The following is a 10,810-nucleotide window of genomic DNA, read 5'->3' on the forward strand; positions in this document are numbered from 1 at the left end:
CAGTGAAGTCACACCCCGCTTCGCGCGCTCCTCCGCGGCGGGGGTGGTGGCACGGCTTTTGCCGCCACCACCAGCTCCAGGGGGATCTCGACGTCGGCCTGCCGGGTGCGGACGGTGCAGGAACCGGCGGCGGAGGAAACCAGGTAGCCGAGGGCGTCCGTGAAGCCACCGTCGATCCTGTAGCGCACCACCACCCGTGTTCCTTCGGCGGCGGTCAGGAGGAAATCCTGGGGATGGGACGGGTTCACCAGTTCATAGTAGGACGCTTGGCTAGGTTCGTGCGTTGGGCTTGTTGGATAATAGGCTCAGAATTCAACAGGTCCGGCGGATAAGGCCGGATGCACCATCCGGGCCATGCCCGGAACAACTCTGGAGAGGCAAGGGACGTGACTTACGTAATCGCGCAGCCGTGTGTGGACGTCAAGGACAAGGCATGTATCGAAGAATGCCCGGTCGACTGCATCTACGAAGGCGAGCGGTCCCTCTACATCCACCCGGACGAATGCGTTGACTGCGGCGCCTGCGAGCCCGTGTGCCCGGTGGAGGCCATCTACTACGAGGACGACACCCCGGAAGAGTGGGCCGACTACTACAAGGCCAACGTCGAGTTCTTCGACGACCTCGGCTCGCCCGGCGGCGCGGCCAAGATCGGCAACACCGGCAAGGACCACCCCTTCATCGCTGCCCTGCCTCCCCAGAACCAGGACCACTAGGACCGGGTGCACCTTTGATTTCCGCGGCGCCGTCCTTCGGCCTTGACCTGCCCGATTACCCGTGGGAGGCCATGGCACCATACCTTGCCAAGGCTTCCGAACATCCGGGTGGAGCTGTCAACCTGTCCATCGGGACCCCGGTTGACCCGACGCCGCAACTGGTCAGGGACGCCCTGGCCGCGGCTTCGGACTCCCACGGGTATCCGACGGTCCACGGCACCGAAGCCCTCCGGCAGGCGGTGTCCGACTGGTTCGCTGCCCGCCGCGGCGTATCCGGCCTCGACCCCAAGGATGTGCTGCCGACCATCGGCTCCAAGGAGCTGGTGGCCTGGCTGCCCTTCCTGCTGGGGCTGCGTCCCGGTGACGTCGTTGTGCGGCCGACCGTCGCGTACCCGACATACGACATCGGCGCCACCCTTGCCGGTGCCACCGCCGTCGCCGCGGACGACCTCGACGAGCTCGACGCCGCGACCCGCGCCAAGGTGCGCCTGGTCTGGGTGAACTCGCCGGGCAACCCCACAGGAAGCGTCCGTGATGCCGCGTCCTTGAAGGCGATTGTGGAGCAGGCCCGCCAGGTGGGTGCGGTCGTGGCTTCCGACGAATGCTATGCCGAACTGGGCTGGGGGGAATGGGACGCCCAGCGGGGCGGCGAAGCCGTTCCCAGCATCCTGGACCCCCGCGTCAGCGGGGGTTCCAACGACGGACTGCTCAGCGTCTACTCGTTGAGCAAACAGTCCAACCTCGCCGGGTACCGTGCCGCGTTCGTAGCAGGGGATTCCGCCATCGTGGCGAATCTCGTCAACAGCCGCAAACATGCCGGCATGATCGTGCCCTATCCGGTGCAGGAAGCGATGCGCGTAGCCCTCGGCGACGCCGGACACGTCCTGGCGCAGAAGGATCTCTACCGCTCCCGCCGCGAACGGCTGCTGCCCGCGCTTGAGGGGTTCGGCCTGCGGATCCACGAATCAAAGGCGGGCCTGTACCTTTGGGCGACCGCCGGCGAAGCCACCTGGGACACCGTGCAGCGTTTCGCCGAACTCGGCATCGTCGTCGGGCCCGGCGTCTTCTATGGCGACGCCGGGAACGGTTTCGTCCGTGTGGCCCTGACCGGCTCGGACGAGCGGATCGACGCCGCCGTGGAGCGACTGGGCCGCCGGGGCTGAGCAGACCCCGCCCGCGTTGTGAGCTGCGGCACATTAGGGGCATTTGCGGGGGTAACGGGGCTTCCCGGATTAGTTCCTCCCGGGCGCTGGGGGTAGCTTATTACTGACTATTGATGGTGGCTTTCCAAGGAAAGCAGTCCAATCGCCCGGACTACAACCGGCGGGATGCGCCCGGCGGGCGCCACCGGAAGTTGGTTGGATCAAGCTTTCTACGGAGGCCAAGAGCCTCACGAAGGGGACTCCATGACTGAGACCACCAGCGCCACCTTGCGCCACGCCGGCGGCGAACTCGAACTCCCGCGGATCAAGGTTGTCGAAGGAAACGAAGGTTACGACGTTTCCAAGCTGCTGAAGCAGACGGGTGCCGTCACCTACGACCCCGGCTTCATGAACACCGCGGCCACTACCTCCGCAATCACCTACATCGACGGCGATGCCGGCGTCCTGCGCTACCGCGGTTACCCGATCGAACAGCTCGCGCAGCACTCGAGCTTCCTCGAGGTGTCCTACCTGCTGATCTACGGCAACCTGCCGACACCCACGGAACTGGAAGAGTTCGACCAGAAGATCCGCCGCCACACGCTGCTCCACGAAGACCTCAAGGGCTTCTTCGGCGGCTTCCCGCGCGACGCGCACCCGATGCCGGTGTTGTCCTCGGCCGTCTCGGCGCTGTCGACCTTCTACCAGGACTCCCTGGACCCGTTCAACCCGGACCACGTGGAAGTTTCCACCATCCGCCTCATGGCCAAGCTGCCGGTCATCGCGGCCTACGCGCACAAGAAGTCCATCGGCCAGCCCATGCTGTACCCGGACAATTCCATGAACCTCGTGGAAAACTTCCTGCGCCTGAGCTTCGGCCTGCCGGCCGAGCAGTACGAGCTGGACCCGATCATCGTCAAGGCCTTGGACCTGCTGCTCATCCTCCACGCGGACCACGAGCAGAACTGTTCCACCTCCACGGTGCGACTGGTGGGCTCTGCCAACGCGAACCTTTTCGCTTCGGTCTCCGCCGGCATCAACGCCCTCTTCGGTCCGGCCCACGGCGGCGCGAACGAGGCCGTGCTGAAGATGCTGCGCCAGATCCAGGCCGACGGCGTCAAGCCCGAGGACTATATGGAGAAGGTCAAGAACAAAGAAGACGGCGTCCGCCTCATGGGCTTCGGACACCGCGTCTACAAGAACTACGATCCGCGGGCCAAGATCATCAAGGCCACTGCTCACGAGATCCTCGGCAAGCTCGGCGGCAACGACGAGCTGCTGGACATCGCGATGCGCCTCGAAGAGAAGGCCCTGGCTGACGACTACTTCATCCAGCGCAAGCTCTACCCGAACGTAGACTTCTACACCGGCCTGATCTACAAGGCGATGGGCTTCCCGGAGAAGATGTTCACCGTGCTGTTCGCCATCGGCCGCCTGCCCGGGTGGATTGCGCAGTGGCGCGAAATGATCACCGACCCGGCCACGAAGATCGGCCGTCCGCGGCAGCTCTACACCGGGGAACCGGAGCGCGACTACCCGGCCATGTAACCGTTCAGGTTACGGGTCGAAAAGACCGTACGACGGCGGCCGCCCACCTTTCGAGGTGGGCGGCCGCTTTCGTTGTGCCTGGCTTCTGCCGATGTCAGGAGCCCTTGTAGCCGTGGGGGTTGTTTTTTTGCCAGCGCCAGTGGTCTTGGCACATCTGGTCGATGGTTTTGGTGGTGGACCAGCCCAGGTCTGCCAGGGCGGAGGATGCGTCGGCCCAGAAGGCGGGCAGGTCCCCGGCCCGGCGGGAGGTGATCTCGTACGGGAGGGGGTGGCCGACGGCTTTTTCGAAGGAGTGCAGCATGTCCAGCACGGAGGTGCCGCGGCCCGAGCCCAGGTTCCAGCGGTGCACCCCGGGCCGGGCGGCGATGTAATCCAGGGCGGCGACGTGGCCCTGGGCGAGGTCCACGACGTGGATGTAGTCGCGCAGGCAGGTCCCGTCGGGGGTGTCGTAGTCCCCGCCGAAGACCATGAGTTTCTCGCGCCGGCCCACGGCGACCTGGGCGATGAAGGGCACCAGGTTGTTCGGGATGCCCTGGGGGTCCTCGCCGATCCGGCCCGAGGGGTGGGCGCCGGCGGGGTTGAAGTAGCGCAGCAGTGCCACATGCCAGCGTCCGTCGGCGGCGCCGAGGTCGGTGAGGATGTCCTCGATCTGTTCCTTGGTGCGCCCGTAGGGGTTGTTCGCCCCGATGTCCATTTTCTCGATGTACGGGACCGGGTTGTGTTCCCCGTACACGGTGGCCGAGGAAGAGAACACGATCGTGCGCACGTTGTGGGCGTCCATGGCCCGCAGCAGGTTCAGGGTGCCCACGATGTTGTTGTAGTAGTAGTTCAAGGGTTCCTGCACGGACTCGCCCACGGCCTTGAGCCCGGCGAAATGGATCACCGCGTCAATGCTGTGGGCCTGGAAGATGCCCTCCAGGGCCGGTTCGTCCAGCAGGTCCGCCCGGTGGAACACCGCGGCGCGTCCGGCCAGTTCGGCGACCCGGCGCAGGGATTCCTCGGAGGAGTTGGCCAGGTTGTCCACCACGATCACCTCGTGGCCGGACTCCAGCAGGGACAGGACCGTGTGCGAGCCGATATAGCCCGTGCCACCGGTAACAAGAATTCTCATGGTCTCAACGCTATCCGAACTCCGCGGGGCTCCGTTCCGTGTTCCGTTGGCCACACCTAAGCAACGGCTGGCATGGCTGCCGGGCAGTTGAAGCACGATTGTGCTAAAAAGACATGTGCCAAAAATTGTAGACGCCGATGCCCGGCGCCAGGACGTGGTTGACGCCGTCTTCAGGATCATCGCATCCGATGGTCTGGAGCGGGCCTCCCTGAGGGAAGTGGCTGACGAGGCAGGGCTCGCCGTCGGTTCGGTGCGGCACTACTTCGCCAGCAGCGACGAGTTGCTCCTGCACGCCTTCTCCGTGGTGATCGACCGGATCGCCGGCCGGCTCGAGGCTTCCCTGGATGGCATCCTGCAGGAAGTTCCGGGAAGCGCCGGACATCATGAGGCCGTGCTGCTGCTCCTGGGACAGCTCTTGCCGTTGGACGAGGAAAGGGCAATCGACGTCTGCGTCTGGCTGGCTTTCCGCCATGCAGCGCGGATCAAGCCGGTGTTCGCATCAGAAGCCGCACGCAGCCACCGGGCGGTGGCCGCCGTCGTCGGGCAGTTGGTCATGCAGCTGCTGCCGGGCAGTGCGGAACAGCAGGACATCCTCGTCACGGAAGCCGAAAGGCTCCTCGCAACACTGGACGGACTGTGCATGCACGCCCTGCTGCAGTCCGAGTGGATGACCGCGCAGATGTGCCGGGACGTCTTGGAAGCGCATCTGGCGGGCTTGGGCGGGCTTTCCAGCGGCGGTTAACCTCCGGAACCAAGAGGAATAGACTGGAAGTCTGGACAGGCGCCGGCCAAGGGAGGCATTCGGATGCATGACACAGGCGGTCAGGGATGGCGGATAACCATGGATACGTCATCCCCGATTCTCATTGCCTTGTATCTGAGGGATGTCGCAGGACTGGACGGCGCGGGAACGCCCGCCCTTTCCCATGCCACCCCGAAGGTAAGGCACGCGGACCACAGCCACCTGACCGCCGAGGTCGGGGGTGTTAGTGCCCTCAAGACCGAATGGGAAGCCTGGTGGCACCAACTCCTCAAGTCATACCCGGAAGAGGCCCCGAGGCTCACACCCCCGGACTTCAAAGCCTTTTCAAACTCGCCGGCCCTCCGGCGGGTCCTGCGTGCCCATTTCGGTGCTGCCCTGAGCTGGGCGCGCGAACGCGTCGCGGAGTACCAGGAAATCGAAGCCGAACGTGAAGCCAGCGGCGCCACACTGGTACTGGGCGACCTGGTCGAGGACCGGCTGCTCGAAGTCGGGCGCAGTTCCCGGGACTTCCAACTGAGCATCATTGAACTGCCCTTGAACGAGCCCAGGGCCTGGTACCTGGAACCGGACAAGATGATCATGAGCGAGCGGCTGCTGTCCCAGCCGGAGATTTTCCGCAGCTATGTCCAGCCTGTCGTGGAGATGCTCGCCTGAGGCCGCTGACCTGACAATCCGTCCGAATCAGCTGCGTGGAGCGGAGACGGTGATTGTCACCGTTCCGGCGCGCACAGCGGATTCCTGCCACCCCTTGTGGCTGTCCCTGTTCCAAGTGTGCCCGTCCAGGTCCACCTGCGTGACTGACAGGGATTTCGCATTCGCCACCGTCCACTGGGCCAGGGCCCATGCGCCGGGGCCGCTGGAGTGGGGTCCTGACTCGATCCGCACAGTGCGGCCCTGGCTCTTGGCGGGAACCGGGCCGAACGCCGTCGTGATCGCTGACATCACGGCGTCGGGATCACCGGCAATGTCCGCGGTCCGCAGGGTGCAGTCCAGCGCCGCGGCGGACTGTCCGGTCAGGGAAGAGGCATAAGCGCGTCCCATTGCTTCGTGCTGGGCATAGGCGCGCGGGAATGCGGAACGCTGCACGGTCTGGGCCGCTTCGGTGATTTCCATGGACTGGTAGTCCGGAACCTTCACCAGGCCGTTGTAGAAGGCGTTGCTGGCGTGGACGGGGTCCATGACCTGGGCCTCGGTGCCCCAGCCCTGGGAAGGCCGCTGCTGGAAAAGGCCGCGGGAGTCCGGACCGGCCTGGTCGCCGTAATCGATGTTCCGGAGCCTTGACTCCTGCATTGCTGTGGCCAAGGCGATCGTGGCAGCACGCGGCGGCAGCCCGCGGCGCACGGCGACGGAGGTAATGAGGGCCGCGTTGGCGGCCTGGTCGGTTGCCAACTCGAAGGTGGCGGTGCCGACGACGGCGGTGCAGCGCTCCGTGACCAGGGTCTCGGAGCGCTGCAGGACCGTTGTGACTGCATAGACGGCGCCTGCCGCGAGGGCCAGCGCCAGCAGCATTGTGAGGGTGCGTCGGAGACGGCGCATCCGGTCCGGTCAGTTGGCGTGGAGTGCTTCGTTGAGTTCCACGGTCTGGCCCTTGCGGGGAAGCACCTCCACTTCACCGGTGGTGGAGTTGCGGCGGAACAGCAGGTTCGGCATGCCGGACAGTTCCACGGCCTTGACGATGCTGGAGGTGTCCTCGCCGTTCTCATCCTTCGGGCCGGGGACGCGCACGCGGGTGCCGGCGGTGACGTAGAGCCCGGCTTCGACCACGGAATCATCGCCGATGCTGATGCCCACACCGGAGTTGGCGCCCAGGAGCACACGCTCGCCGAGCGAGATCCGCTCCTTGCCGCCACCGGACAGGGTGCCCATGATCGAGGCGCCGCCGCCGACGTCGGTGCCGTTGCCGGCCACCACGCCCGCGGAGATACGGCCTTCCACCATGGAGGTGCCGAGGGTGCCGGCGTTGAAGTTCACGAAGCCCTCGTGCATGACGGTGGTGCCGTCGGCGAGGTGGGCGCCCAGGCGGACGCGATCGGCGTCGGCGATGCGGACACCGGCGGGGACGACGTAGTCCACCATGCGCGGGAACTTGTCGATGCCGTAGACCGTGACGGGGCCGCGCTTGCGCAGGCGGGCGCGGGTCAGTTCGAAGCCATCGACGGCGGCAGGACCGAAGTTGGTCCACACGACGTTGGGGAGCTTGCCGAAGATGCCGTCCAGGTTGATGCTGTTCGGCTTCACCAGGCGGTGCGAGAGCAGGTGGAGGCGCAGGTAGGCGTCCACGGTGTCCGCAGGGGCCTCATCCAGGTCGATCTGGGCGAAGACCACTTTCTGCTGGGTGCCGCGGGCGGCGTCGTCGCCGTCTGCAGCCAGGGCGGTCAGGGACTCGTCGGCGTTCTCGACCGAACGCAGGGACTCGGCTGCCACGCCGAGAGCCGGTGCCGGGAACCAGGCGTCCAGCACGGTGGCCTCGCCGGAAGCGTTGGTGGCGATGGTCGCCAGGCCGAAGCCGTAGGCGGCACGATCGGCGGCGGAAGTATTGTCGGGAACGGCAGACGCGGCAGTTTCAGTCATGGCGTCAAGTCTAGCGAGACGGGCTCGGCCGACAGAAACCGTGAATGCTCGCGGGAGGTCGTATTTCGCCGGGATAAAGTGGACGGGTGACCGTTGAATCCGTTCCTGTTCTTGACCTGCGACAAGACGTCGCCTTGCTCACCGCCGCGCTCATGGACATCAACAGTGTGTCCGGAAACGAGGCCGCCCTGGCTGACGCCGTGGAGAACGGCCTCCGCGCCATCCCCGGGCTGCACATCGTCCGGGACGGTGACGCGATTGTCGCCCGCACCGAGCTTGGGCGCCCCGAACGCGTTATCCTCGCCGGGCACCTGGACACCGTTCCGCTGCCTGTCACCGAAGGCGCCCGCGGCACCGTCCCCTCCAGCTGGGAATCGGGCGTCCCTGGCAGCGGCATCCTGTATGGCCGCGGTGCCACCGACATGAAGGGCGGTGTGGCGGTGCAGCTCGCCCTGGCCGCGACCATGTTCGACGGCGGCGCGGAGCCCGCGAAGGATGTTACCTTCGTGTTCTACGACCATGAGGAAGTGGAGGCCGAGAAGAGCGGCCTGGGCCGCTTGGTCCGCAATTACCCCGAACTGCTGCGCGGAGACTTCGCCATCCTCCTCGAACCCACGGACGGGACGGTGGAAGGCGGCTGCAACGGCACCATGCGCTTCGACGTCACCACGGTGGGGGAGGCTGCGCACTCGGCCCGCGCATGGATGGGCCACAACGCCATCCACGACGCCGCCCCGATCCTGGCCAGGCTGGCCACCTATGAGCCGCGCACCATCAACGTGGACGGACTCGACTACCGCGAAAGCCTCAACGCGGTGAAGATCAACGGCGGCACCGCGGGCAACGTGATTCCGGACCGTTGCGTGGTGGAGATCAACTACCGTTTCGCTCCGGACAAGAACCCGGACCAGGCCGAAGCCCACGTCCGCGAACTCCTGGAGGGCTTCGATGTCGTCCGCACCGACGCGGCAGCCGGTGCCCGGCCCGGGCTGAACCACCCCGCCGCCGCCTCCTTTGTGGCCGCCGTCGGTGCCGAGCCCAAGCCGAAATACGGCTGGACCGACGTCGCGCGGTTCAGCGAACTGGGCGTCCCGGCGGTGAACTTCGGTCCGGGTGATGCGCTGCTGGCGCACAAGGACAATGAACACGTCGACGCCGATGCCGTCCGCGAGTGCTTCCGCGCGCTGCGGCTGTGGCTGGCTGACTGACCGGACACCACACAAAACAGCTCCCCGCCGAAGTGGCGGGGAGCTGTTTTGTGCCCAGTGTGCGCTGGCGTCCCGGATCGCTTCCGGCGACGTCCTATGCGGCTCCCTGAATGTCCACGGAGGCTGGTGCGGCCGAGGCGACCGGTGCCGCGAGTTTCTTGCTGTGGCTCAGCCTCTTCTCCACGTACTTGGCGATGCCGGCGAGGATCAGGCAGAGGCCGACGTAGATGACGGCTGCCACCATCGCCGCAGGAACGATCGGCGAGCCGTACTGCGCCTGTGAACCGAAGTACTTGGCCTGGAACAGCACCTCGTTGTAGGTCACGATGAAGCCAAGCGCCGTGTCCTTCAGGATCACCACGAGCTGTGAGATGATCACCGGCAGCATGGCCCGGGACGCCTGCGGGAACAGGATTTGCGTCATGACCCCGGACTTCCGGAGGCCGATCGCCATGCCGGCCTCGCGCTGGCCCTTGGGCAACGACTCGATACCGGCTCGGAATACCTCCGCCAGGACGGAGCCGTTGTAGAGGGTCAGGCCCGCCACCACAGCGGCAAAAGGCGTGATGCCTTGGATCCCGACGGTGGGCAGGCCATAGTAGATGATCATCATCAGGATCAGCAGGGGAACGGCGCGGAACAGTTCAACAAACCAGTAGCACGGGACCGAAACCCACTTGTGGTCCGAAAGCTTTCCCACCGCCAGCACGACGCCGAGCGCCAGGCTCAGGACGGCTGCGGTCGCGAAGGCGCTGAGCGTGGCTCCGGCTGCCTGCAGGATCGTCTGCTGGACCAGCGGGAAGGTGAAGATCTGCCACTTTGCCGCGGTGAACTGGCCGGACTCCGCGAAGCGGATGATGATGAACGCCACGACGCCGACCACAACCAACGTCGCGAGGACGCCAAGCCACACATAGCGTGTCTTCGCCTTGGGGCCCGGGGCATCAAAGAGTACCGAGGTCATCGCGCAACCCTCCACTTGTTTTCGAAGTAACGCTGGAGCATGGAGAGGCCGGCCACCAGGATGATGAAGACCAAGGCAACCCACAACAGCCCCGCGAGGGCAGGCTCGCCGCGTTCAGAGAGGTTGGCGCGGATGGCACCGGCTTCGGCCACGGAGAAACCGGCCGCGACCGTCGTGTTCTTGAGCAGTGCAATCAGGACGCTGAAGAGCGGCGGGATCACCGACCGGAAGGCCTGGGGCAGCACCACCAGGCTGAGGGTCTGGCCGAAGGTGAGGCCGATGGCGCGGGCAGCTTCTGCCTGGCCCAGCGGCACGGTGTTGATACCCGAACGCAGGGTCTCTGCAATGTAGGTGGCGGTGTACAGGCTCAGGCCGATGATCGCCGCCGTCATGAAGTCGATGGGCGGCAGGCCGAGTTTCGGATAGCCGAGGGCGAAGAAGAACAACACCAGCGTCAGGGGAGTATTGCGGATGATGTTGACGTACAGGGTGCCGGTCGCCCTGGCGGCAGGGACGGGGGAGACCCGCATTGCGCCGACGATGGTCCCGAGGATGAGGGCCGCAATCGCCGAAAAGAAGAAGAGGATCAGGGTGTTCTTGAACCCGGTGACAAACAGGTCCATGTTGTCGAGCAGAGTACTCACGAGCTAATCGCTTTCGCTCAGGGGAGGAAGCGGTGGGGGGGGCGCGCCGCCCCCCCCCCCCCCGCCCGGGGGAATGTGTGTTTTATGGCCCCGGGTGTACCCGGGGGGGGGGGGGGGCGCGGGGGGGGTGGGGGGGGGTGGTGACG

Annotated in this window: 12 protein-coding genes; 6 read left to right on the forward strand and 6 right to left on the reverse strand. The window is 65.9% G+C overall.

The annotated features are described in order from the left end of the window. Positions 1 to 8: 8 nt before the first annotated feature. Positions 9 to 248 (reverse strand): putative acetyltransferase, encoded by a 240-nt coding sequence (locus ACNQPB_RS17475; RefSeq protein WP_498753688.1) that lies wholly within the window; start codon positions 246 to 248, stop codon positions 9 to 11. A 138-nt stretch (positions 249 to 386) separates the two neighbouring features. Between ACNQPB_RS17475 and fdxA the strand changes: the two genes are divergently transcribed. The 3 genes from fdxA (at position 387) to ACNQPB_RS17490 (ending at position 3,403) form a co-directional block, all read left to right on the forward strand. Continuing rightward, a complete protein-coding gene (fdxA, locus tag ACNQPB_RS17480; RefSeq protein ID WP_018776555.1) occupies positions 387 to 713 on the forward strand; it encodes a ferredoxin in 327 nt (108 codons plus the stop codon). 14 nt (positions 714 to 727) lie between these two features. Then, positions 728 to 1,876, forward strand: a complete 1,149-nt coding sequence (gene dapC, locus ACNQPB_RS17485) for a succinyldiaminopimelate transaminase (protein WP_498753689.1) — start codon at positions 728 to 730, stop codon at positions 1,874 to 1,876. Between the two features lie 243 nt (positions 1,877 to 2,119). After that, entirely contained in the window at positions 2,120 to 3,403 is a 1,284-nt protein-coding gene (locus ACNQPB_RS17490; protein WP_498753690.1) for a citrate synthase, read from the forward strand. 94 nt (positions 3,404 to 3,497) lie between these two features. On the opposite strand, the gene galE is transcribed toward ACNQPB_RS17490, so the two are convergent. Then, entirely contained in the window at positions 3,498 to 4,514 is a 1,017-nt protein-coding gene (galE, locus tag ACNQPB_RS17495; protein WP_498753691.1) for a UDP-glucose 4-epimerase GalE, read from the reverse strand. A 115-nt stretch (positions 4,515 to 4,629) separates the two neighbouring features. Between galE and ACNQPB_RS17500 the strand changes: the two genes are divergently transcribed. Both ACNQPB_RS17500 and ACNQPB_RS17505 read left to right on the forward strand, forming a co-directional pair. Further along, complete coding sequence (locus ACNQPB_RS17500) at positions 4,630 to 5,256, forward strand: TetR/AcrR family transcriptional regulator (RefSeq protein WP_498753692.1); 627 nt, start codon at positions 4,630 to 4,632, stop codon at positions 5,254 to 5,256. Between the two features lie 63 nt (positions 5,257 to 5,319). Continuing rightward, a complete protein-coding gene (locus ACNQPB_RS17505; RefSeq protein ID WP_498753693.1) occupies positions 5,320 to 5,931 on the forward strand; it encodes a hypothetical protein in 612 nt (203 codons plus the stop codon). Positions 5,932 to 5,958: 27 nt separating this feature from the next. Here the strand turns inward: ACNQPB_RS17505 and ACNQPB_RS17510 are convergent, their stop codons facing one another. Further along, positions 5,959 to 6,813, reverse strand: a complete 855-nt coding sequence (locus ACNQPB_RS17510) for a transglycosylase SLT domain-containing protein (RefSeq protein WP_498753694.1) — start codon at positions 6,811 to 6,813, stop codon at positions 5,959 to 5,961. 9 nt (positions 6,814 to 6,822) lie between these two features. Beyond that, on the reverse strand, positions 6,823 to 7,848 hold the full coding sequence (gene dapD / locus ACNQPB_RS17515; RefSeq protein WP_498753695.1) for a 2,3,4,5-tetrahydropyridine-2,6-dicarboxylate N-succinyltransferase: 1,026 nt from the start codon (positions 7,846 to 7,848) through the stop codon (positions 6,823 to 6,825). A gap of 86 nt (positions 7,849 to 7,934) precedes the next feature. Between dapD and dapE the strand changes: the two genes are divergently transcribed. Beyond that, a complete protein-coding gene (gene dapE, locus ACNQPB_RS17520) occupies positions 7,935 to 9,056 on the forward strand; it encodes a succinyl-diaminopimelate desuccinylase (protein WP_498753696.1) in 1,122 nt (373 codons plus the stop codon). A gap of 94 nt (positions 9,057 to 9,150) precedes the next feature. Here the strand turns inward: dapE and ACNQPB_RS17525 are convergent, their stop codons facing one another. Further along, positions 9,151 to 10,020, reverse strand: coding sequence for an amino acid ABC transporter permease (locus ACNQPB_RS17525; protein ID WP_498753697.1), 870 nt, complete (start codon positions 10,018 to 10,020; stop codon positions 9,151 to 9,153). Beyond that, positions 10,017 to 10,664, reverse strand: coding sequence for an amino acid ABC transporter permease (locus ACNQPB_RS17530; protein ID WP_498753698.1), 648 nt, complete (start codon positions 10,662 to 10,664; stop codon positions 10,017 to 10,019). Before ACNQPB_RS17530 ends, ACNQPB_RS17525 begins: the two co-directional genes overlap by 4 nt. Between the last annotated feature and the right edge of the window lie 146 nt (positions 10,665 to 10,810).

Origin of the sequence: Curtobacterium sp. LFS079, assembly GCF_047977865.1 — a bacterium.
Taxonomy (GTDB): Bacteria; Actinomycetota; Actinomycetes; order Actinomycetales; family Micrococcaceae; genus Arthrobacter.